We start from the raw sequence: 20,621 nt of genomic DNA on the forward strand, positions 1-20,621 counted from the left end.
AGGAGGACCCCCGATGACCGACGCACTGCGGCCCATGACGGCCAGGCCGCGCCTGTACGAGCAGGTCCTCGACCGGCTGCGCGCCTACGTCGCCGACGGCGGCCTGCGCGCCGGCGACCGCCTGCCGCCCGAGCGCGACCTCGCCGCACGCCTCGGTGTCAGCCGCGCCTCCGTGAAGCAGGCCATCGTCGTCCTGGAGGTCCAGGGCCTCGTCGAGAGCCGGCACGGCGGCGGCACGTACCTGCTGCGCGACAGCCTCGACGCCGAGCCCGTCGAGCGCATGGTCGAGCGCAGGCGCCGGCTGCCCGACGTACTGGAGGCGCGCGAGGCCCTGGAGACCAAGCTCGCCGAGCTGGCCGCCGAGCGCCGCACCGACGAGGACCTGGCCGCGCTGCGCACCGCGCTCGACCGCATGGCCGCCGACATCGACGAGGGCGGCCACGGCGTCGAGGGCGACCGCCTGTTCCACGCGGCGGTCACCGCCGCCGCCCACAGCGCGCTGCTCGCCGAGTTCATGCGGTCCATCGCCGAGCAGGTCACCGAGAGCCGCACCGAGTCCCTGCGCCAGCCCCGCCGCCCCGCCCGCTCCCTCGCCCAGCACCGGGCGATCCTCGACGCCATCGAGTCGGGCCGCCCCGCCCAGGCCGCCGCCGCCATGCGCCGCCACGTACGGACAGTCGCGAAGGTACGGCTCCTGGACTGGGATCCGGAAGAGGGCGCGTAAGCGCCGGGCACGGTTGTTAGCCTGCCGCGGCGGCACTCGTACGAATCGTGGGACGAGCAGTACGCGTACGGGCGCCGCAGCACGCGTACGACGAACACGACGCGTACCAGACCGCACCGAACGCGAGGAGTTCCCGTGGCAGGCACGCCCCAGGCAGGCACGAGCCGGACAGCACTGGTCACCAGCCGGATCGGCATGGAGCAGGACCGGGACCTGCCACTGCTCGTGAACGCGCTGCGCGAGCGCGGCGTGCGGGCCGAGATGGTGCTGTGGGACGACCCCTCGGCCGACTGGGCCGCCTTCGATCTCGCCGTCATCCGCTCCACCTGGGACTACAGCTGGCGCCTCGCCGAGTTCGTGGCGTGGGCCGACCGGTGCTCGGCGGTCACCCGGCTCGCCAACCCGGCCGACGTCGTGCGCTGGAACACCGACAAGCGCTACCTCGGTGAGCTGGCCCGGCAGGGGGTGCCCACCGTCCCCACCCGCTACTTCGCCCCCGGTGACACCCCCGAGCTGCCCGAGAACGGCGAGTACGTGATCAAGCCGACGGCGAGCGCCGGTTCACGGTTCGCCGCCCGCTACGGGTCCGGCGAGCGCGACACCGCCCTGCGCCACCTGGCCCGGATGCACGGCGACGGGATGACCGCGATGGTGCAGCCCTACGTCGCGAACATAGACGTGACCGGCGAGCGCGCCCTCCTCTTCTACGGCGGCCGCTACCTGCACGCCATCCGCAAGGCCGCCGTCCTGGAACCGGGCCTCGCCTACGACGCGGACAAGGTGCCGCACCCGTCCCTGGAGCCCTGGGAGCCCACGGCCGCCGAACTCGACGTCGCCGCACGGGCGTTGGCCGCCGTGCCGGGCGCGCCCGAACTGCTCTACGCGCGCGTGGACCTGGTCGACGGGGACGACGGGCAGCCGTGCGTCATGGAACTGGAGCTGGTCGAGCCCCAGTTGTTCCTGAACGAGGTGCACCCCGAGTCCCTGCCGGTCGTGGCGGAGGCGATCGCGAAGGCGGCGGCTGACGTCAGCCGTTGATCGCCCAAGGGGGCAGCGTCAGCCGGTGACCGTCAGGGGACCTGCGTCACCGTCCACCGCTGGAGCAGCCCGTACGTGAACTCCGCCCGGACCTCCCGCAGCGTTCCCGTCGCGTCCGGGGCCATGAAGGCGAGGCCCCAGCGCGTGGGCGCCGATCCCTCCAGCGGGCGGGCCGGCGGGAACGCGTCGGACACCTCGTCGACCGTGTACGCCCATGGGGCCAGGTCGTCGAGCGTACGGAGTACGGGTGCGGGGGCGTCCGGCGCGCGGATCAGCCACTCGTTCCACACCGCGCCGTTCGGCCCGGTCAGCACTTCGAACAGCAGGTCGGGCCAGAGCGGGACTCGCCACCGCAGGGCTTCGCAGGTCAGGTCGCCGATCTGCCGGGTGACTCGCTGGTCGGGGGCGCCGAGGAACGAGCGGTGGAACGAGCGGCCGGTGGCCGGGCCACGGGCGTGACGCCGGGCCTGGAACCGGCGGTTCGCCTCCCGCATCTGGGCCACCGACACACCGAGGTCCCGGCGGGCGTCCTCCACCAGGTCCGGGTTGTGGTCCGCCATGCGCCGCAGCAGGACCAGCTGGAAGTCGAGGACCGTGAACGGCTCACCGGCGGGGGCGGGCCCGCGTCGCGCTGACATACGGCTCATGCTCGCGCAGGGCGACCCGTTTCTCCCGACACTGGGCCCGTACCGTCAGGACGGCATCCGCCCCACAAGGCGTTCGTGCTCGTCGTCCGGGACCGGTTCGCCCGACGAGGGCAGCAGCTGGGGGATGCCGTCGATGATCGGGTAGCGGCGGCGCAGTCTGGGGTTGTACAGGGCGGGCAGGGCGGTGTCGCCGGGCGCGAGGAGATGCAGCGGGCCCTTGTCGAGCGGGCAGGCCAGGATCTTCAGCAGCGGGTCATCGGACTTCACGGGAGGCCAACTCCTTGGCGGGTGAGGGGGGTTGAGGGGGCGAGTTGTCGTGCTTCGGCATGAGGAGGAGTACGGACACGGCGAGCCCCGTACCGGCCAGGCGCAGGACGAGGGCCACCGGTTCGCGCGGCAGCGACTCGCCGAACGCGAGCGTCCCGAGCACGGCCGTGAACAGGCACGTCACCGTCGTGCACACCGGCACGATCAGCGAGGCGCGGCAGCGCTGGAGCGCCGCCTGTGACATCACGAGCCCGAACCCGCCCGTGCAGAGCAGGAGATACGGATAGGGCGAGGTCAGCAGATGCAGCACCGCCGTGACGGGCCGGTCGGTCGTCAGATAGCCGGCCACCCCCTTGATCGCCAGGGAGCTCACGCCGTAGAGCAGGCCCACCGAGACCCCGTACTCGACCCCGGCCGTCGGCAGGCGGTGGCGGCGGCGGGTCCTGCGCTCGGCGCAGCCGTACACGAGCAGGCCCGTCGCGAGGGTCGGCACGCAGACGCCGAGGATCAGGGCCGGGGGAGCGCCTTTGCTGACGTTGTCCTCTCCCTGGCGCAGGGAGAGGACGACCATGAGGAGCGCGGCGAGGATCGCCGCGATCGCGTACCGCTCCCGGCCCGTCGTCCGTTCGCCGAGCAGCGACGACGACAGGAGCAGCAGCAGGACGAGGCCCGAGACGAAGAGGGCCTGCGCGGCGGCGATGGGAAGCGTTCTGTAGACGGCGAGTTGGGCCCCGAACCCGGCCGCGAGCGCCAGGCAGCCGCCGAGCCACAGCGGGCTGCCCGCGACGAGCCGCAGCAGCCGGGCCGGGCGCCGCACGCTCACCTGGGGCAGGGAAGCGAGGGCCCGTTTCTCCAGGACGAACCCGGTGCTGTAGAGGACGTTGGCCACGAGTGCCGCGCCGACACCCCACCACATCGGGGGCATGTCGATCACGTCTTCCTGGCGTGCAGCAGCAGGATCGACGAGAGGGACGGCGCCGCGCACGCGAGCCGGTCCAGTGGGCGCAGTGGGCGCGGCACCCCGTGGAAGGGCGCGCCCGTGACCCGTACGACGTCGAAGCCCGCCGCCGCCACGAACGACCGGAGCGCGCGGGCCGTGTAGAGGCGGAGATGGCCCACGACCTCCGTGCCGGGACGGCCGTGCACCCCGCGCAGGCTGACCTCCGAGAAGACGGGCTGCACGCCGGCGAGCAGCAGCGCGCGGTTGTACCAGGCGGCGAGGTTCGGCGTGGAGAGCATGAGGTGGCCGCCCGGGCGCAGGATCCGGCGGATCTCGTCGAGCGCGGCGTCGGGGTCGACGAGGTGCTCGATGACCTCGCTGAACAGGACGGCGTCGGCCGATCCTGACGCGAACGGCAGCCCGCTCGCGGTGAGTTCACCCCGTACGACGTGCGGGATATGGGTCGCCGCCCGCTTGAGGGCGTCCTGCGACCAGTCGACGCCGATGACGCGGTGGCCCGCGAGGAACGGCGCCGCGACGGCCGCGGCCTGCCCGTCGCCGCAGCCGATGTCGACGACGACGGAGGGGGTGGGCGCGGGTTTGCCGAGTGCGGCGGCGAGGGCGCGGGCCTGGCGGTGCGAGCGCTGTTCGCCGGAGGCGACCGGGGTGGCCGGGTCCTCGTAGAAGTCCCGCAGTCCCGGCGGGGCGGAGGTGGTGGTCATGGCGTCGCCTCCTGGGTCGCGTGCAGGTAGTGCTCGAACAGGCCGAGGAGACGGTCGCCGTCGCCCGCGCCGAGCAGGGAGCCCGACCAGCGCAGGGCGAGGTGCAGCCGGCCCGCGGTGGACGCGGTCGTCACGGTCAGGCCGCGCGGCATCCGCGCGGGGGCCGAGAACCAGACGGCGTGGGCGCGGCCCGCGTCGCCGAAGTCCAGGGGGTAGGGGACGCGGCCGATGTTGCTGAGCAGCGTCGTCGACGTCCAGGGCCCGGCTGCCTTACGCAGCCCCCGGGTGAGGGCGCGGCGCCAGGCGACGGGGGTCAGTGGGGCGGTGAGGAGGGCGGCGCCGTGGCCGAGCTGGGGCCGGTCGAGGGCCTTGAGGGCGCGGGTGCGGACGGCGGTGCGGTGCAGCAGGAGCGGTACGGCGTCCGCGTCCAACTCGCTTGGATCGAAGGTGACTTCGACGAGCCGCGTGCCGTTGCCGATGGGCATGTCGGCGTCCCGGCTCCGGTCGTCCACCGGCATCGTGACGCGCACGGGACGCGGGCGGGCGCCGTGCTCCCCGTTCCAGTGCGTGATCATCAGAGCGGTGGCGGCCATGAGCTGGTCGTTGACGGTGTACGGGGCACCGGCGGGGCGGCGCGGCAGGGGGAGGTCCGCGACGAGGAGCCCGTTGCCGGGGCGTGGGCCGGGGGCGCCGCGGGCGACTCGGGCGGGCGGCACCCAGGGGGAGGGGACGCGCCGGCCGGGCGAGGGAGGACCGGCCGGCGCGCGCTGTGGGGGTGGTGTGGCCGGTGCGTTGTCCTGGCCTCCGTAGAGTTCGGCGGCCGTGGCGAGGACGCGCAGGCAGGCCGGGCCGTCCAGGGCCGTGTGGTTGACGGTGAGGACGAGGACGGCGCCGCTCTCCTCGTCGGCCCGCGTCACCTCGACACGGATGGGCGGCGACGCGGTCAGCGGCGGGGCGTGGGTGAGCGCGCGGGCCCTGGCGTCCGCGAGCGCGTCAGGGCCGGGCGGCGGGAAGGTGACCACGTCCACGTCCGGGCCGTGGGTCAGCTCCCACTCGTAGCGGCGCCGGTACCAGGGGCCCGGCGTCTCCCGCATCAGAACGCGCGGGTGACGCCGCAGGGCCTCGGTGAACGCGGCCGTCAGACGCGCCGGGTCCGGCACGCCGGGCAGGTGCGCCTCGATGTGGACGGTCTCCGGCTCCTCCTCGCTGAGGCAGTGCCGGGTGACCTCGTCGACCACGGGAAAGGGAACGCGCCGCGACGCGACGGGCGTCGGCACACTCATGCCGATCCTTTCTGCGGGGGGACGGTGGGGGGTGGGGTCGGGTGAGCCACGGCGGCGTGGCGCGGACCTCTGCCGGTCGCGGTGTCCCGTGGGCGTCCGGTGGTGGCCGGGTCTCCGAACAGAGCGCTCGGCGGACGGAGTTGGGCCACCCGACGGAAGCTGCCCGCAGGCGCGTGGGCGGGTTCGCTCATGCCGGTCCCTCCTGCGAGGGGATGGAGGCCGGCCGTGACGGGTCGGCCGCGGCGTGGCGCGGGCCTCTGCCGGTCGCGGTGTCGCGCAGGCCTCTGCCGGGCGCCGTGTCACGTGGTCGTCCCGCCGTCGCCAGTGCCGCGAACAGCGCCACCAGCGCGAGGAGTTGGGCCACCGGGCCGAACGCCCCCGAGGACGCGCGGGCCGGTTCGCCCGCGCCCAGGGCGGCAGCGACCCCCGCCCCCGCCATCGCCAGGAACGCGATCGGGACGAGGAGCGCGTGCCGCCGCCACGCCACGTACGCGAGCGCCGGGACGAGGAGCGCGAGCGGGCCCGCGATGACCACGCCCACCAGCGTGAGCGCCACCGTGCCGAGCAGCAGCCCCGGCTCGGGGGCGGGCGGCACCGGGTCGGTGTTCGCCGCGCGTCGCCGGAACAGCGCGATCCCGGCCAGCGCGAGCACCGCAGCGGCCCCGCCGATCAGACCCGTCTCGTACGTCGTCGCCGGCTCGTACGTCAGCTTCACCGTGCCGCCCGCGCCCTTGGGGACGAGGAAGCCCTGCTGCCAGCCGTCGAGACGCAGCGGCGTCAGCTCCTTGCCGTCGAGCGTGGCCTTCCAGCCGTCGTTGACGTTCTCGAACGTCGTCAGATAGACGGCCGGGCCCGCGCCGACGGTGACCTCCTTGCGGTCGCCCGCCCAGTGGCGTACGCGCAGCTCACGAGTGGTGGGCGGGACGGTGGCCGGTACGTCGGTGCGGGTGAGGACCGCGTCGGTGAGGCGCAGGGGGCCCGTGCCCGACGTGTCCAGGGTGTGGGTGCCCGCGGGCAGCGAGACCGTGTGCGTCCCCGGGACGAGTCCGCACACCGCGACCGTGATCGGGCGCCGCTCCACCAGGTCCCTGGCGGTCCCCTCGGCGCTCGTCGCGTACTGCTTCCCGTCCACGGTCACCTCCGGCCCCTTGCCGCAGGGCAGCCGGAACGCGCTGGTCGGGGAGGGCTGCGGGGTGCGGTACTGGTCGAGGGCGGGGATGTACGCCTCCGTCAGGCCGACCGGAAGCTGCAGATCGGCGTCCGCCACCGGGTTGTGGACGGCGAGGGGCGCGGTCTGAGTGACCGTGATGTCCAGGCGGTCCGTGGTGATCGGGTCGAAGCGGGCGACACCGTTCTCGTCGACGCCCGCGACGGCCGCCCCGTCCGGGGAGCTGATCTCGATCTTCTCGGGCCGGGTGGAGAGCCCGCCCGCCGCCGCGAGGACGATCTCGCCGACCGGCTGCTTGTCCGGCCAGCGCAGATGGATCGTGGGCCGGTTGCCGGCGATCCACGCGGTGGTCAGGTCGCCGTCCGTGAGATTGCGGGCCGACAGGTCGCCGCCGAGCGTCGACGTGGAGTCGGCGGTCGCCGTGATCTGGTTCTTAGGCCCGGGCGCCACCTGGTAGAGCAGCTTGTCGAACGCGTCCCCGGGCGCGGGCCGCGCACTCGCCGTCAGGGTGTACGTGCCGCCCTCGCGTGTGGTGAAGCGGCGCCCGAGTCCCGGCTCGCCGGCCGTCGCGTGGAACGCGAACTGCTGGGCGTTCGCCGAGTCCTGCGGCAGCCGCAGCAGCCGCGTCACCCGCACCCCCGGGATGTCGATACCGGAGAAGCCCGCACCCGTCAGACCCGCGTGCGCACGCTGTGCGTCGAGGATGGTGACCCGCAGCCAACTGGTGCTGCCCGCAGGCGACTTGACGCTCTGCGTCTGCCCGTTCGGCTGGAGGGTCGAGGTCTTCGACCCGCGCTCCGTCTCGATACGGATGCGGGTCGGCGCGGACCGCACCCCGTCCTGCGGCAGCGGCGTCACCTGGAGCGTCCCCGGCACCGGCGTCTGCTGCGAGAACGCGATCCGCAGCCACTGCCCGCGGCCCGAGCCGGGACTGCCCTCCGCCCACGCGGTGTCCGGATCCCCGTCGAACGCGTTCACCGGGTCGAACTGCGGCAGATGGAACAGCCAGTTCCCGCTGGACGAGGCCGTGACCTGCGCGGCCCCACGGATCACGGCCGTCGTCTGATGCCCCGGCCCCTCACCGGGCAGGATCTGCCGCGGCTTCGCCCCCGGATCCTGAACGGCACCCGGCGCGTTCCGCTCCGTCGGCGTGTACGTGTACGAGGTGTTGGCGCCGATCAGCCCGAACCGGGTGTCGGCGCGCCGCAGCCCGTCACCGGCCGTGCGCAGCGCGGGCGTACCGATGCCGGGGTGGTTGTCACCGGCGAGGACGGTGGGCCGGTCGCGCAGGCTCGGGTCGGCGGACAGCGGGAGCAGCGACTCGGGCCCGCCGCTGACCTCGGCCGTCGCGGCCACCGAGAGCAGCTCGGCCTGACCTGGCAGGCGCGCGTCCTTCGGCGCGTAGATCTCCACCGCCCGCTGCCGCGGATACAGCCCCTCGACCTGGAGCGGGGTGCCCTCGGCGATCCGCCCGCCGGTCATCACGGGCCCGAACCCGGTGACCCGCTCGTACCCGGACTGCTCCAGGGTGCGCTTGACGGTCGCGGTCGGTACGTAGCCCAGCTGGTCGGGGTCGAGGTCGTTGCGTACGACGACGTAGTGCAGGCCCGCGCGGCTCAAGTAGTCCTGGAGACCCGGGACTTCCTTGCCCGTGGCCAGGGCCTGCTCGACGGCGTCGAGGGCGCGGCGGTTGCCGGGGGTGCCGAACGGGACGTAGTCGCGCTGGGCCCAGGGCGAGTCGGCGAGCACGTCGAGCGGCTGGTCGATGGGGGAGCCCCAGGTGTAGATGCCGTGCGCGGTCTCGGGGACGACGAGGGCGCGTGAGTCGGGCGAGTTCTTCTTCAGCCAGTGCGCCGTCGTGTCCCAGTAGGCGGGCAGGCCCTGGAACGAACCGGGGTTCAGGATCGAGCCGTTGAGGTAGGGCCAGGCGAGTCCCGGGAGGATCAGGATCGCCGCCAGGGCAGGCGCGTACCGGCGCAGGCGCAAGGGACGGGCGCCGCGTGGCTCGGCCGCGACCGCCGTCAGATGCATCAGGCCGAAGGCCAGGGCGAGCCCCAGGCCCGTCTGGAACTTGTAGATGTTGCGGAACGGCACGATCGGCCCGTTCAGCCAGGACTGCACCGTCGAGTGGAACGGCGCCCCGAGCGCGCCCCCGTACCCGGCGAGCGTGACCAGCGCGACCGAGAGGACCGTCAGGACGAGCCAGCGGCGCTCCGGCAGGTCGCGGCGGGCGAGCCCCGCGAGGCCGAGGGCCGCCGCGAGTGCCGAGCCGACGACGGTGACGGCCGCCGTCGCGACCGTCCAGCCGGCCGGCAGCCAGGCCTCACCGAAGTGCAGATACGCCACCCAGTCACCGGCGCCGCGCAGCGACTCGGCGGCGGACATCGTGCCCGTCGTCGTCTGCGAAGTCTCCACGTACGGAAGGAAGTTCTCGCCGTACACACCGAGCAGGAGCAGCGGCAGGATCCACCATGCCGTCGCCAGGATCACCGCCGGGGTCCACCACGCGATCAGCTTGCGGCGGCGCGGGCCGGCCGGGCGGGACAGCAGATAGAGGCCCACCGGGAGGAGCGAGGCGAGCGTGGCCGCCGCGTTCACCCCGCCCATGAACGGGATGAATAGCGCCGAACGCGTCGCCGCGACGCGCGCGCTCGTCCGCTCGTTCGTGAGCGGCAGCAGCACCCACGGCAGGAACGCGCCGGGCAGCGCGGCCGCCGACGTCGACCCGATGACGATCGTGAACGCCGGCCACAGCGCGTACGCCGCCGCGCCGAGCAGACGCGTGCGCGGGCTGCCGATGCGCAGGCGCTCCGCGAGACGCAGCGCGCCCCAGAACGCCACGGTCACGATGACCGAGAGCCACAGCCGCTCGGCCAGCCACACCGGGAGATGGGTCAGCCGCGCCAGCCCGTAGAACGGCAGCATCGGGAACGCGTAGCCCACGTACTGGTCGAAGATCCCGCCGAAGCCCGCCCGGTCGTGCCACAGGCTGCCCAGGTCGGTGAGGAACTTCCACGGGTCGAGCGCCACGCCCAGCTTCGTGTCGAACGTCATGCGCCCCGGCGAGACCGCCAGGAACAGCACGAACGCCGTGGCCCAGAAGGCCGCGAGCCAGCGCCGCGAGCGCGGCCCCCGCCCGTGTCCTGCCGGGCCGGGGGCGGGGCGCGCCGCCGCCGGGGGCGGCGCCTGGACCGTACTCGTCATGGACACCGCCGGAGGATGAGGAGGAGGTTCCAGGTGGCGAACTCGCGCACCCCCGGCACCTTCGCGACGGCCGCCGCGAGGAACGGCCAGTAGCGGGAGCGGGCGGAGACGACCGTGACGTCGTCCCGGGCCCTGACCTGGCGCAGCGTCGGGCCGATGTGGTGCGCGAACAGGTTCTCGCCCAGGGTGTGCTTGGGCGGCTTGCCGGTGCGCCGCCGGTAGCGGGCGTGGGCCCGGTCGGCGCCCAGATAGTGCCAGGGCGCCCACTCGTGGCCGCCCCACGGGGAGTACCAGTTGGTGAACGACAGATAGATCAGCCCGCCGGGCCGGGTCACCCGTACGAGCTCGCTGAGGAAGGTCTGCGGGTCGTCCACGTGCTCCAGGACGTTCGAGGAGAACGTGACATCGGCCGCGCCCTCCACGAGCGGCAGCAGATAGCCGTCCGCGACGACCGCGGGCGCGGCCGGCCGCTCGCCCAGCTCCCGCAGGTCGGGCTCGAAGAGGAAGGCGTGCGCGCCGCGTGTGCGGAACTCCCGGGTGAAGTAGCCGGATCCGCCGCCCACATCGACGACGACCTTTCCGCGTACGCCGCCGATCACCGCCTCGACCTGGTCGGCGGCGTCACGGGCGAGGAGCGAGTAACAGGCCTCGGGGTCCTGCTGTTCGCGCCGGAACGCGCGGAACAGGGCGATCGAGCGCCTGAGGGACGGGTCGCGCGGGGGCGTCCGGGTGGAGAGCGTCATGACGCGGAACTCCTCACCGCCTCGGCGGCCACGGCTCTGAACTGCCGCACGGTGTTGGCCCAGCGGAACGTCGCGGCCCGTTCCTCCGCGGCCTTCCCCATCAGGCGCCGCCGCTCCCCGGAGAGCGCGAGGGAGCACCACGCGGCGGCGAACGAAGACTCGCCGCGCGCGAGGATGCCGGTGACGCCGTCCTCGACCGAGTCGCGCAGACCCGGAACGTCGAAGCCGATCGCCGGGGTCCCCCGGGCACCGGCCTCCGTGACGACGAGCCCCCAGCCCTCGACCGCGGACGGGTGCAGGAGCAGCCACGCCTCGGACAGCAGCCGGTTCTTCTCGTCCTCGGAGACATGACCCTTGAACTCGACGCCGGGGCCCGCGAGTTGTTCGAGACTCGCCCGCTCGGGCCCGTCGCCGACGATCACGAGCCGGCCGCCGGTGACGGGCCGCACCCGCTCCCACAGCCGCAGGAGCAGATCGATCCGCTTGTACTCGACGAGCCGGCCCATCGCGAGGAAGAGCGGCTCACGGGAGCGCTCGGCGCGCGGGCCGGGCTCCTCCACACCGTTGTGGACGACGCGGATGCGCTCGCGTTCGACGCCGAGTGCCCGCAGCGCGGCCGCCGTGGACGGCGAGACCGCGACCAGCAGGCCCTGGCGCTCGGCGCCGGACAGCGCCCAGTGTTCGAGGCGCCGCCCGAGCCGCGCGGCCGGCGCGAGCGGCCCGCCGAAGCGCATCCGCCACAGGTCGGTGTGGACGTGGTTGACCAGGCGGAGCGTCGGCCCGCGGTGCCACAGCGGCGCCAGGTACGGCATTCCGTTGCAGACCTCCACGAGCAGGTCGCAGTCACCGACCTGGCGGGCGAAGGCGGACCGGGCCCGCACGTAGTGGCCGAGCTCGCTGCCGGCCGACACGACGCGGTAGTCGCGGTACGCGGCCGGTCCGCCGCACAGCAGCGTGACCTCGTGACCGAGGCGGGTCAGCCCGTCGGCCAGCCGGTCGACGAGGAGTTCGGAACCGCCCGCGGCCGGATTGCCGAGGTCGCGGTGGGCGAGGAACACGATCCGGCGCGGCGGCGGGGACGACGCCGGAACCGGATGGGGACGAGCGTGTTCGGACTGAGGATGTGCGTGTTCCGGCTGGGGAGCGCGCAGGGGGGTGGGCACGTGCTGGGGCATGGGTGCTCCAACTCGTCTCGGGGTGCGGAACCTGTGGGGGGCTGAGCGGAGTGACGCAGGCTTGCGGAGCGGGGCCGGGCGGCGGTTCTGGAGGTGCTGTGCCGGGGCTGTGCGGGGGCCGTGCGCGAACTGTGCGGGGGGTGGGGTGGGACAGTTTTCGCCGCACTGTGCGCTGCGGCTACTCACCTAGGTGACAAATTCTCAGCTTTCATCAGCTGACGTCTCATCACATCGTGGAGGGTTCCAGCGCTGTTGGGGACGAATCGGGATTCGAGGGCTCGTTCTCGCCCGTCGCGGCCTGTCCGCCACGGCCCCGTACGACGAGTGCGGCACCCAGTGCCGCGAGGACCAGGCCGACCAGGCCCGCCGCGAGGGGCAGGGTGGTGCCGAGCAGGTGGAGGCGGCCGCCGTCGTACTCGGCCAGCGCCACCTGGGCGCGCTGCGTGGCCGGGGTGAACGCGATGCGCTCGCTGTCCAGGAGCACCGCGGCGTCCTTCGTCGCACCGGGGGCGCGCAGCGTCTTGCGCGGGCCGATCGCCGCGTAGAGGATGCGGCCGGTCTTCGGGTCGGCGACGAGTTCGATGCCGTGGTTCGCGTACCACTCCTCGGCCAGGACCTGATTCCGCTTCGGCTCCCCGACGATCGCCCCGGGCACCAGGCGTGACCCGGTCCTGGTGGCGGGGACGGTGCCGGTGAAGCGGTAGCCCTGGTGGCCCTGGACCGTCTTCGTGCCCTGGTAGGAGAGCGTGACGGTCGCGCCGAGCGTGTCGTCCCACCAGCGGTACGCGCGCCGCTGCACGTCGAAGGGGAACTTGAGGTAGGCCTCGCCCGCGAACGTCGGCGTCTCGCCGCAGCAGTGCACGGGCGCGTTCGTCGCGCGGTCGGTGACCCAGCGCTGCTGGGTCCACTGGAGCGCGTCGTGCGGGTCGGACGCGGGCAGGGTCGCGTCGGTGTCGACGGACGTGGCCGCGTCCCACACCGCCCGGCCGCTCTTCTCGCCGGCGGCCACGTCGCCGCGCACCTGGCGAGTGATGGTGATCCTCTTGCCGTGCACGGTCTTCACGGCGTTGGTGTCGAAATAGCTTCCGGTTCCGGTGAACACGGTCGTGGTGCTCACGTCGAGCGGGGTGCGTTCGGCGCGTGGTTCGACGAACCACGCGAGCAGCGGGGCCAGGGCGAGGAGAAACGCGCCGAGACCGAGGGTGAGGAGGGAGAAGGGTGAGGCGGTACGACGCATCCGGCACTCCTGGGATGTGGGGAGGGAGCTCTGGTGCGGGCGCAGTGCGAACTGGGTCCGGGCCCAGGGCCGGGAACCGTAGGCGCACTCTTGACGGAGTGTCAATGCATTGCCGAGACTGGGCACTTGCCGGATCGGGGCCCGGCAAGCGACGCGGTACGGGTGGGGATTCGACCTCCAGAACGAGAGGCTGACCCTGCGATGAACAGACTGCTCGCCGCCGCCCTGACCGTAGCGGCAGGCGCCGCGCTGGCCCTCGGCGCCGCCTTCGGCGTCCTTACCCTCCTCAGCACGACCCCGGCCCAGCCGAACGTCCCACTCGTGACCTATGAGACGCCTCGGGGCGGGGAGGGCTGAGTGGTGCCGGGCGCTCTGACGGGGCGCGGGGTTGTGGCTGGGGGTAGCCCCGATGGCCCGGGGGCTGGTGCCGGTGATCCCGGTGCCGGTGCTGATCCCTGTCCTGGTGGCCTGGGTTCAGGTGCCGGCGCCGGTGCCGGTCGTGGTGGCCTGGATTCAGGTGCTGGCGCCGGTGCCGGTCCTGGCGGTCGGGGGGGTGGTGCTGAGGGTGCCGGTCCCGGTGGTCGGGGGGCGAGTGCTGGTCCCGACGTTGCCGCCGCCCCTGGGGCCAGCGCTCCCGGCGCCGGTGTCCCACGTGCCGGTGGCCGCCGGTCGACGGCGCGCGGTCCGGGTGACCGTAGTGCCGGTGAGCGGGGCTCGGCGGACCGGAGTGTTGCCGCCGACGGCTCCGCTGCTTCCGGCCTGGCCGTTCGTGGCTCCGCCGACCACGAAGTCGCTGACTCCGGCTCCGTCGCCTCCGGCTCGGCTGCTCATGGAGCCACTGCTCGCGGGGCTACCGCTCAGGTCGCCACCGGCCGAGGCTCGGCCGGTGGCGACGGCTCCGGCTTCCACGGCCAGGCCGATCGCGGCTCCGCCGGCCAAGGGCCCACGTCTCCCGGCTCCGCCGACCACGCTTCGGCGGGCCACGGAACCCCCGACGCCGATCACCCCCTCTCCGCCCGCGCCGCCGGCGCCGGCGGCGGCGCACGGACCGAGCGGTCCGCGTGGCGTGACGTGCCGCGGCTTCAGGTGAAGCGGTTCGCCGGGCTCGCCCTCGCCGAGGCGCCCGCCCTCGCGGAGGACATCCTGCGCGAGATCCGCCTCGAATACCCCCACCTGCCCCTCGTACTCGACGAGTCCGGCGAACCCATGGCGCTCGTCGGCATCCGCCGGGCCATCGAGGGCTTCGTACGGCTCCAGCTCGCCGACGCCGAGGACCGGCCCCGCTCCCACCCGGTCGTCTTCCAGGAGTTCGGCCGCGACCAGAGCCTGCACGGCCGCAGCCTCGACTCGCTCCAGGCCATGTACCGGCTCGGCGTCCGCCTCGCCTGGCGCCGCCTCGCCGAACTCGGCCAGCGCGCCCTCATCCCGCCCCCCGCCATGTACGAACTCGCCGAGTCCGGCTTCGAGTACCTCGACGGACTCGTCGACCAGTCCGTACGCGGCTACGCCGAAGCCGCCGCCCGGCAGGCCGGTGAACGCCTGCGCCTCCAGCGGAGGTTCATCGACCTGCTGCTCGCCGAGCGCCCCGACCAGCCCGAACACCCTGCCCGCGCAGGCAGCGCGCCGCCCGACCCCGCGCGGGCCCTCGCCGAACGCGCCACCAGGATCGGCTGGCCGCTGCCCGACCGCGTATCCGTAGGAGTGCTCCAGCGCCCCGCGCGCGAGGCCGTCGCACCCGCCGTAGGGCAGGGCGTACTCCTCGACATGGAGACCGAGCAGCCCCGCATGGTCGTCCCCGACCCCGACGCGGCCGGCCGCCCCGAACTCCTGCGCCGCGCCATGGCCGGCTGGTCGGGCGCCATCGGCCCGCCCGTACCGCTCCGCGACGCGGCCAAGTCGCTGCGCTGGGCCGAGGCCGCCGTCCAGCTCGTGGAGCGCGGGCTGCTCCCCGGCGGCGAGGTGCTGCACTGCACCGAGCACACCCAGTCGCTCGTCCTGCTCCAGCCCGAGGAACTCATCGACGACCTCGCGCGCCGCGCCCTCGCACCGCTCGCCCACTGCGGCCCCACCCACGCGCGCCGGCTCGCCGACACGCTCCTCGCGTGGCTGGAGACCCGCGGCGGCGCGCCGGAAGTGGCCGCCCGGCTCGGCGTCCACCCGCAGACCGTGCGCTACCGGCTGCGCCAGATACGGGAGTTGTGGGGCGACGAGATCGACGACCCGGACCGCCGCTTCGAGCTGGAGCTGGTGCTGAGGGCGCGACGGCTCAAGGACGAGCGCGGGGGGTGAGGGGCAGGGCGGGGAGGAGGTGCGGAGCGAGGTGCGGAGCGAGACGCTGAACGAGGCGCGGAGCGAAGCGCTTCGGAACGCCCGGTTCCGCACAGAACTTTCACGGCACCGGCTCCCCACCTGCCATCGCGGCGCCTAGCCTCCATGCGTCATGGACTACTGCCACCCGTGCCGCAGGCACCTCAACGGCGCCGTCACCTGCCCGGGGTGCGGCACGCCCGCCGACGTGTGCCGCGCGCACGCGGAGAGCGTCGCGGCACAGGAGGCGGCAGAGAACGCGGACGTCGCCGACAGCGGCGTATCCGAGAAGCCCGGTCCCGCCAGAGGCCCCCGCATCTCCCGCAAGGAGCGCCGCGAGCAAGGCGCCCGCAAGGCGAAGCGGCAGCGGCGCCGACGCAACAAGGTTGTGCTGATCGGCGCCGGCCTCGCGCTCGCCGCGGGCGGTCTCGTCCTCGCGGAACTCGGCACCGATTCATCGGGCGCCCCCGGCAGGCACGGCTCGTCCGCGACCGCCGAGGAGGCCGCCACCCGCGAGTCGACCGCCGCCTCCGCGACCGGCACCCCGGCGACCGAAGCGACAACCGAGGCGTCCCGCTCCTCGGCCTCCCCCTCTGTATCAACGTCGGAGAAGGCGAAGGAGCACAAGAAGAAGGGCACGGCGGAGCCAGGCGCGCCGGCGGACGCGGGCGTCGACCGCGCGACGTCCGCCCCCGCTACCACCCCGACCCGCGACAGCCGCGGCGGCACCGGCACACCACCCCACCGCCCCACCACGAAGCCCCACGTGCCGAGCCCCACCCCCACCAAGACGTGCAACCGCTTCCTCTGGTGGTGTTCGTAAGAGACCCGCGCGGGCGGCGTCAGGCCGCCCCGTCGCCCCCCAGCATCTTGCCGAGCAGCGCCCGCAGCACCGCCCGCTCGGCACCGGTCAGCCCGGCGACGGCCCCCCGCGCGAAGCCCAGATTCCCCTGCACGCCGCGCGCCATCCGTACGCCCTCGTCCGTCGGGGCGGCCAGCTTCACGCGGCGGTCGGCCGGGTCAGGGCGGCGCTCGACGAGGCCGCGCGCCTCAAGGCGGTCGACGAGCCCGGTGATGTTCGACGGCTCGCAGTTCACCCGCTGCGCTATGCGCCGCATGGGCATCGGCTCGTGGGACAGCAGATCGAGCACCCGCGCCTGAGCCGTGGTGAGCCCCTGCCCCCCGGCGGCCTGCTCGTACTCCTTGTAGTGGCGCGCGACGAACGTACCGATCAGCTCGACGAGATCACCGAGATCACCGAGATCACCGAGATCACCGAGATCACCGAGATCGCCAAGGTCGGACGGGTTGCCGGGTTCGGCTGTCGCGGGGTCCGGAACGGAGTTGCTTGCGGCCATACCCCCCAGCGTACCCATTTACTTGACACTATGAAATATCGAGGAGCATGGTTGTTTCAGTAAGTGAAGCAACCAGGAGGCCCGCGCATGTCTGTCGACACCCCTCAGCTCCCCGCCACGAGCCGCGAGTGGCACCTGGTCAGCCGTCCGGTCGGCTGGCCGAAGCCGGAGGACTTCGAGCTCCGAGAGGTGGAGATCCAGCAGCCCGGCCCCGGCCAGGTGCTCGTCAGGAACGTCTACGTGTCCGTGGACCCGTACATGCGCGGCCGCATGAGCGCCGCGAAGTCGTATGTCGCGCCGTACGAGCTCGGCAAGGCGATGCAGGGCGGCGCCGTCGGCGTGGTCGTCGCCTCGGCGGACGAGGGCGTGGCCGTGGGTGACCACGTGCTGCACTTCAACGGCTGGCGCGAGTACGCCACGTTCGACGCCAAGCAGGCCGTGAAGGTCGACCCGGCCGCCGCGCCGCTGTCGGCGTACCTCGGCGTCCTCGGTATGACGGGCCTGACGGCGTACGCGGGCCTGCTGCGCACCCTCTCCTTCGAGGAGGGCGACACGGTCTTCGTCTCCGGCGCGGCCGGCGCGGTCGGCAGCCAGGTCGGCCAGATCGCGAAGCTCAAGGGCGCCGCGCGCGTCATCGCCTCGGCAGGCTCCGACGAGAAGGTCAAGCTCCTCGTCGAGGAGTACGGCTTCGACGCGGCGTTCAACTACAAGAACGGCTCCGTCTACGAGCAGCTCAAGCAGGCGGCCCCCGACGGCATCGACGCCTACTTCGACAACGTCGGCGGCGACCACCTCGAAGCGGCGATCGGCCAGCTCAACCGGGACGGGCGCATCGCGATCTGCGGCGCGATCTCCGTCTACAACGCCACTGAGCCGGCCCCCGGCCCGCGGAACCTCTCCCGCCTGATCCAGACGCGCGGCCGCATCGAGGGCTTCCTGGTCGGCGACCACTACGACCTGCAGCCGCAGTTCGTGCAGGAGGTCGGCGGCTGGGTCCGCTCCGGCGAGCTCAAGTACCGCGAGACCGTCGTCGAGGGCATCGAGAACAACCTGGAGGCGTTCCTCGGGGTCCTGCGTGGCGACAACATCGGAAAGATGGTCGTGAAGCTGGGGGAGTGACCCCGTCCCGGCCTCGGTCCACGGCGAGTGGCCCCGAATCGCTGGGGAGTGACCCCCGTCACCCTCGTTTCTTCCGGGATTCGGTAATATTTTTCCGCCTACCGGATCAGCGTGATCGAATGAGGGAGTACGGGATGCCCATCCAGCAGTCGGACGTCGTCTACACCGCCGTTGCCACCGCGGAGAACGGCCGCGACGGCCGTGTCGCCACGGACGACGGCAAGCTCGACGTCGTCGTGAACCCGCCCAAGGAGCAGGGCGGCAGCGGCAACGGCACCAACCCGGAGCAGCTGTTCGCCGCCGGCTACAGCGCCTGCTTCCAGGGCGCCCTCGCCGTCGTCGCCCGCCAGGAGAACGCCGACATCTCCGGCTCGACCGTGACCGCGCACGTGGGCATCGGCAAGAACGACGAGGGCTTCGGCCTCATCGTCGAGATCTCCGCCAAGATCCCGAACGTGGACGAGGCCACCGCCAAGTCCCTGGTCGAGAAGGCCCACCAGGTGTGCCCGTACTCCAAGGCCACCCGCGGCAACATCACGGTCACGCTCTCCGTGTGACCCCTGCTTGACCGCTGTGCCCCGGTCCGGCCCGCACCCCGCGCGAGGGGTGCGGGCCGGACCTCTTAGGGTGGTGGCCATGCGTGATCTCGGGGCGGGCTTCGGCTACTTGATGAAGGGCCAGCGCTGGGTCGCCCAGCACGGCAAGCAGTTCGGCCTGGGGCTCCTGCCCGGCCTGATCACCCTGATCCTCTACGCGGCCGCGCTCGTCGGCCTCGGCGTGTGGGGCGACGACTTCGTCACCTGGGCGACCCCGTTCGCCGACCACTGGACGTCCCCGTGGGCCGGCCTGTTCCGCGGCTTCCTCACCGCCGTCCTCTTCGCCCTCGTCCTGCTGCTCGCCGTCCTCACCTTCACCGCTGTCACCCTCCTCATCGGCCAGCCCTTCTACGAGTCCCTGTCGGAGCACGTCGACCTCGCCGAGGGCGGCCACGCACCCGAGTCGGGCCTGCCGCTCTGGCGCGAGCTGTGGATCTCCGCCCGCGACAGCCTGCGCATCCTGGTACGCGCCACGCTCTGGGGAGTCCTGCTCTTCGCCCTCGGCTTCCTCCCGTTCGTCGGCCAGACGGCCATCCCCGTACTCGGCTTCTTCGTCACCGGCTTCTTCCTGACGGAGGAACTCACCGCGGTCGCACTCCAGCGCCGCAGCGTCGAACTGCGGGAACGCCTCGCCCTGCTGCGCGCCCGCAAGGGTCTCGCCTGGGGCTTCGGTACGCCGCTCGCGGTCGCGTTCCTCGTGCCGTTCGTCGCGGTGTTCCTGATGCCGGGCGCGGTGGCGGGGGCGACGCTGATGGCCCGCGACCTCCTCGGCGAGGAGCCGAACGCTTCGCGGGGTTCGGGGCAGCCCGCGACGCACTGACTCCGTGGGGCGTGGCGGGCGCCCGCGCGCGTGACTCTCTCGCGTGCTGCGTCCGCATCGCCGCCGGCCGGCCGCCGAAGCACTAGCGTCGGACCATGGAACAGATCGCCTTCCTCGGCCTCGGTCACATGGGGGCGCCCATGGCGCGCCACCTCCTCGACGCCGGACACCCGCTGACCGTCTGGAACCGCACCCCCGCGAAGGCCGCCCCCCTCGTCGAACGGGGCGCCGTGCTCGCGGACAGCCCCGCCGACGCCGTACGCGGCGCGGACGTGGTCATCACGATGCTGGCCAGCCCGGACGCCGTGTCCGAGGTCGCCGACGCCATCGTGCCCGTACTGCCGTCCGGCACGTACTGGGTGGAGATGTCGACCATCGGCCCCGACGCCGTACGGCAGTTGGCGGCGCGGGTCGGAGACGGCGTCACCTTCGTCGACGCCCCCGTCATGGGCAGCACCGACAAGGCCGAGGCGGGCGAACTCGGCATCCTCGCCGGGGGCGACGCGGCCGCCGTCGAAGGGGTGCTCGCCCACATCGGTAAGGTCACCCGGACCGGAGCGATCGGCTCCGGCGCCGCCCTCAAACTCGTCGTCAACACCGCCGTCCTCGGCGGCGTGGGCCTGGTCGCCGAGGCCATGGCACTCGCCGACGCGCTCGGCCTGTCCGAGGACGTGGCGAAGGGCGCGCTCGCCGCGGGCCCGCTCGGCGGAGCCGTCGCACGGGCCTTCGCCCAGGACGTCCACTTCGGCTCGGACCTCGCCGTCAAGGACATCGCCCTGGCGACACAGACCACCGAACTCCCGGCCATGGAAGCCATGTTGGCCCACTTCAAGGCCGTCGCCGCGGACCCCGCCCTCGCCCACGAGGACATCGCGCGGGCCGTCACCCGTATCCGGGAACGGTAGGCCCGGCCCATACTGCGGCCATGAAAACGGCGAACCTGGGCGTCCTCTTCCTGATCGAACTGGCCGCCCTCGCGGCCGTCGGCTACTGGGGCTTCACCCGGGCCGTCGCGACGCCGCTCACCTGGCTGCTCGGCCTCGGCGCGATCGCGGTGATGATCACGCTGTGGGGCCTGTTCGGGTCGCAGAAGGCGCCGCACAAGACGAGGGGCGCGGTCCGGGTCGCGTTCGAGCTGCTCTGGTTCGGGGCTGGCGCGACGGCGTTGGTCCTGGCCGGAGCGGTTGGCTGGGCGATCGCGTACGCCCTGGTGTGCGCGGGGAGCAAGACGCTTGCGGTGATCTGGCGTCAGTAGAGCGGGTGTCCGCCGAGA

The 20,621-nt window shown here is 73.3% G+C and carries 21 protein-coding genes; 10 read left to right on the forward strand and 11 right to left on the reverse strand.

Going from position 1 to position 20,621, the window contains the following annotated elements; all coding sequences use genetic code 11:
- Positions 1–13: 13 nt before the first annotated feature.
- Together ABZ893_RS19155 and ABZ893_RS19160 are read left to right on the forward strand one after the other, a co-directional pair.
- Positions 14–724 (forward strand): FadR/GntR family transcriptional regulator, encoded by a 711-nt coding sequence (locus tag ABZ893_RS19155; protein ID WP_361404732.1) that lies wholly within the window; start codon positions 14–16, stop codon positions 722–724.
- Between the two features lie 195 nt (positions 725–919).
- Complete coding sequence (locus ABZ893_RS19160) at positions 920–1,762, forward strand: hypothetical protein (protein ID WP_361405753.1); 843 nt, start codon at positions 920–922, stop codon at positions 1,760–1,762.
- A 32-nt stretch (positions 1,763–1,794) separates the two neighbouring features.
- Here ABZ893_RS19160 and ABZ893_RS19165 read toward each other — a convergent pair whose 3' ends face one another.
- From ABZ893_RS19165 to ABZ893_RS19205, 9 genes are all read right to left on the reverse strand, one after another.
- The gene (locus tag ABZ893_RS19165) at positions 1,795–2,409 is read right to left on the reverse strand and encodes a hypothetical protein (RefSeq protein ID WP_361404735.1); all 615 of its coding nucleotides are present in this window, start codon (positions 2,407–2,409) and stop codon (positions 1,795–1,797) included.
- Positions 2,410–2,454: 45 nt separating this feature from the next.
- Positions 2,455–2,676 carry a Trm112 family protein gene (locus ABZ893_RS19170; protein ID WP_361404738.1) on the reverse strand — a complete coding sequence of 74 codons (222 nt, stop codon included), beginning with the start codon at positions 2,674–2,676 and terminating at the stop codon, positions 2,455–2,457.
- Positions 2,663–3,592 (reverse strand): hypothetical protein, encoded by a 930-nt coding sequence (locus ABZ893_RS19175; protein WP_361405756.1) that lies wholly within the window; start codon positions 3,590–3,592, stop codon positions 2,663–2,665. The genes ABZ893_RS19170 and ABZ893_RS19175 overlap by 14 nt, the downstream gene beginning before the upstream one ends.
- Positions 3,593–3,606: 14 nt before the next feature.
- Positions 3,607–4,338 carry a class I SAM-dependent methyltransferase gene (locus ABZ893_RS19180; RefSeq protein ID WP_361404741.1) on the reverse strand — a complete coding sequence of 244 codons (732 nt, stop codon included), beginning with the start codon at positions 4,336–4,338 and terminating at the stop codon, positions 3,607–3,609.
- Complete coding sequence (locus ABZ893_RS19185; RefSeq protein WP_361404744.1) at positions 4,335–5,621, reverse strand: condensation protein; 1,287 nt, start codon at positions 5,619–5,621, stop codon at positions 4,335–4,337. The genes ABZ893_RS19180 and ABZ893_RS19185 overlap by 4 nt, the downstream gene beginning before the upstream one ends.
- Positions 5,622–5,808: 187 nt before the next feature.
- On the reverse strand, positions 5,809–9,993 hold the full coding sequence (locus tag ABZ893_RS19190; RefSeq protein WP_361405759.1) for an alpha-(1->3)-arabinofuranosyltransferase: 4,185 nt from the start codon (positions 9,991–9,993) through the stop codon (positions 5,809–5,811).
- Positions 9,990–10,736: a class I SAM-dependent methyltransferase gene (locus tag ABZ893_RS19195; RefSeq protein ID WP_361404747.1), complete on the reverse strand. Its 747-nt coding sequence runs from the start codon at positions 10,734–10,736 to the stop codon at positions 9,990–9,992. Before ABZ893_RS19195 ends, ABZ893_RS19190 begins: the two co-directional genes overlap by 4 nt.
- Positions 10,733–11,911 carry a glycosyltransferase family 4 protein gene (locus ABZ893_RS19200; RefSeq protein WP_361404750.1) on the reverse strand — a complete coding sequence of 393 codons (1,179 nt, stop codon included), beginning with the start codon at positions 11,909–11,911 and terminating at the stop codon, positions 10,733–10,735. Before ABZ893_RS19200 ends, ABZ893_RS19195 begins: the two co-directional genes overlap by 4 nt.
- Before the next feature lie 226 nt (positions 11,912–12,137).
- Positions 12,138–13,148: a DUF3068 domain-containing protein gene (locus ABZ893_RS19205; RefSeq protein WP_361404753.1), complete on the reverse strand. Its 1,011-nt coding sequence runs from the start codon at positions 13,146–13,148 to the stop codon at positions 12,138–12,140.
- Between the two features lie 201 nt (positions 13,149–13,349).
- Here ABZ893_RS19205 and ABZ893_RS19210 point away from each other — a divergent pair, with 201 nt between their 5' ends.
- Positions 13,350–13,505, forward strand: coding sequence for a hypothetical protein (locus ABZ893_RS19210; RefSeq protein ID WP_361404756.1), 156 nt, complete (start codon positions 13,350–13,352; stop codon positions 13,503–13,505).
- A 156-nt stretch (positions 13,506–13,661) separates the two neighbouring features.
- Here ABZ893_RS19210 and ABZ893_RS19215 read toward each other — a convergent pair whose 3' ends face one another.
- Positions 13,662–13,979 (reverse strand): hypothetical protein, encoded by a 318-nt coding sequence (locus ABZ893_RS19215; protein WP_361404759.1) that lies wholly within the window; start codon positions 13,977–13,979, stop codon positions 13,662–13,664.
- Positions 13,980–14,219: 240 nt separating this feature from the next.
- Here ABZ893_RS19215 and ABZ893_RS19220 point away from each other — a divergent pair, with 240 nt between their 5' ends.
- Positions 14,220–15,437: a helix-turn-helix domain-containing protein gene (locus ABZ893_RS19220; RefSeq protein WP_361404762.1), complete on the forward strand. Its 1,218-nt coding sequence runs from the start codon at positions 14,220–14,222 to the stop codon at positions 15,435–15,437.
- A gap of 151 nt (positions 15,438–15,588) precedes the next feature.
- Positions 15,589–16,278, forward strand: coding sequence for a hypothetical protein (locus tag ABZ893_RS19225; RefSeq protein WP_361404765.1), 690 nt, complete (start codon positions 15,589–15,591; stop codon positions 16,276–16,278).
- 19 nt (positions 16,279–16,297) lie between these two features.
- On the opposite strand, the gene ABZ893_RS19230 is transcribed toward ABZ893_RS19225, so the two are convergent.
- The gene (locus ABZ893_RS19230) at positions 16,298–16,813 is read right to left on the reverse strand and encodes a MarR family transcriptional regulator (protein WP_361404768.1); all 516 of its coding nucleotides are present in this window, start codon (positions 16,811–16,813) and stop codon (positions 16,298–16,300) included.
- 87 nt (positions 16,814–16,900) lie between these two features.
- Here ABZ893_RS19230 and ABZ893_RS19235 point away from each other — a divergent pair, with 87 nt between their 5' ends.
- The 5 genes from ABZ893_RS19235 (at position 16,901) to ABZ893_RS19255 (ending at position 20,603) form a co-directional block, all read left to right on the forward strand.
- On the forward strand, positions 16,901–17,932 hold the full coding sequence (locus tag ABZ893_RS19235) for an NADP-dependent oxidoreductase (RefSeq protein ID WP_361404771.1): 1,032 nt from the start codon (positions 16,901–16,903) through the stop codon (positions 17,930–17,932).
- Between the two features lie 134 nt (positions 17,933–18,066).
- Positions 18,067–18,489: an organic hydroperoxide resistance protein gene (locus ABZ893_RS19240; RefSeq protein WP_361404774.1), complete on the forward strand. Its 423-nt coding sequence runs from the start codon at positions 18,067–18,069 to the stop codon at positions 18,487–18,489.
- Between the two features lie 79 nt (positions 18,490–18,568).
- Complete coding sequence (locus ABZ893_RS19245; RefSeq protein WP_361404777.1) at positions 18,569–19,348, forward strand: EI24 domain-containing protein; 780 nt, start codon at positions 18,569–18,571, stop codon at positions 19,346–19,348.
- Positions 19,349–19,443: 95 nt separating this feature from the next.
- The gene (locus ABZ893_RS19250) at positions 19,444–20,253 is read left to right on the forward strand and encodes an NAD(P)-dependent oxidoreductase (protein ID WP_361404780.1); all 810 of its coding nucleotides are present in this window, start codon (positions 19,444–19,446) and stop codon (positions 20,251–20,253) included.
- 20 nt (positions 20,254–20,273) lie between these two features.
- Positions 20,274–20,603 (forward strand): YrdB family protein, encoded by a 330-nt coding sequence (locus tag ABZ893_RS19255; protein ID WP_361404783.1) that lies wholly within the window; start codon positions 20,274–20,276, stop codon positions 20,601–20,603.
- Positions 20,604–20,621 lie beyond the last annotated feature (18 nt).

It is taken from the genome of Streptomyces sp. NPDC046821 (assembly GCF_040645335.1).
Taxonomy (GTDB): domain Bacteria; phylum Actinomycetota; class Actinomycetes; order Streptomycetales; family Streptomycetaceae; genus Streptomyces.

Coding starts and splice junctions, on each gene's coding strand:
- ABZ893_RS19155 (WP_361404732.1), top strand. CDS start 14: ATGACCGACGCACTGCGGCCCATGACGGCCAGGCCGCGCCTGTACGAG.
- ABZ893_RS19160 (WP_361405753.1), top strand. CDS start 920: ATGGAGCAGGACCGGGACCTGCCACTGCTCGTGAACGCGCTGCGCGAG.
- ABZ893_RS19165 (WP_361404735.1), bottom strand. CDS start 2,409: ATGAGCCGTATGTCAGCGCGACGCGGGCCCGCCCCCGCCGGTGAGCCG.
- ABZ893_RS19175 (WP_361405756.1), bottom strand. CDS start 3,592: ATGTGGTGGGGTGTCGGCGCGGCACTCGTGGCCAACGTCCTCTACAGC.
- ABZ893_RS19180 (WP_361404741.1), bottom strand. CDS start 4,338: ATGACCACCACCTCCGCCCCGCCGGGACTGCGGGACTTCTACGAGGAC.
- ABZ893_RS19185 (WP_361404744.1), bottom strand. CDS start 5,621: ATGAGTGTGCCGACGCCCGTCGCGTCGCGGCGCGTTCCCTTTCCCGTG.
- ABZ893_RS19190 (WP_361405759.1), bottom strand. CDS start 9,993: ATGACGAGTACGGTCCAGGCGCCGCCCCCGGCGGCGGCGCGCCCCGCC.
- ABZ893_RS19195 (WP_361404747.1), bottom strand. CDS start 10,736: ATGACGCTCTCCACCCGGACGCCCCCGCGCGACCCGTCCCTCAGGCGC.
- ABZ893_RS19200 (WP_361404750.1), bottom strand. CDS start 11,911: ATGCCCCAGCACGTGCCCACCCCCCTGCGCGCTCCCCAGCCGGAACAC.
- ABZ893_RS19205 (WP_361404753.1), bottom strand. CDS start 13,148: ATGCGTCGTACCGCCTCACCCTTCTCCCTCCTCACCCTCGGTCTCGGC.
- ABZ893_RS19210 (WP_361404756.1), top strand. CDS start 13,350: ATGAACAGACTGCTCGCCGCCGCCCTGACCGTAGCGGCAGGCGCCGCG.
- ABZ893_RS19215 (WP_361404759.1), bottom strand. CDS start 13,979: ATGAGCAGCCGAGCCGGAGGCGACGGAGCCGGAGTCAGCGACTTCGTG.
- ABZ893_RS19225 (WP_361404765.1), top strand. CDS start 15,589: ATGGACTACTGCCACCCGTGCCGCAGGCACCTCAACGGCGCCGTCACC.
- ABZ893_RS19230 (WP_361404768.1), bottom strand. CDS start 16,813: ATGGCCGCAAGCAACTCCGTTCCGGACCCCGCGACAGCCGAACCCGGC.
- ABZ893_RS19235 (WP_361404771.1), top strand. CDS start 16,901: ATGTCTGTCGACACCCCTCAGCTCCCCGCCACGAGCCGCGAGTGGCAC.
- ABZ893_RS19240 (WP_361404774.1), top strand. CDS start 18,067: ATGCCCATCCAGCAGTCGGACGTCGTCTACACCGCCGTTGCCACCGCG.
- ABZ893_RS19245 (WP_361404777.1), top strand. CDS start 18,569: ATGCGTGATCTCGGGGCGGGCTTCGGCTACTTGATGAAGGGCCAGCGC.
- ABZ893_RS19250 (WP_361404780.1), top strand. CDS start 19,444: ATGGAACAGATCGCCTTCCTCGGCCTCGGTCACATGGGGGCGCCCATG.
- ABZ893_RS19255 (WP_361404783.1), top strand. CDS start 20,274: ATGAAAACGGCGAACCTGGGCGTCCTCTTCCTGATCGAACTGGCCGCC.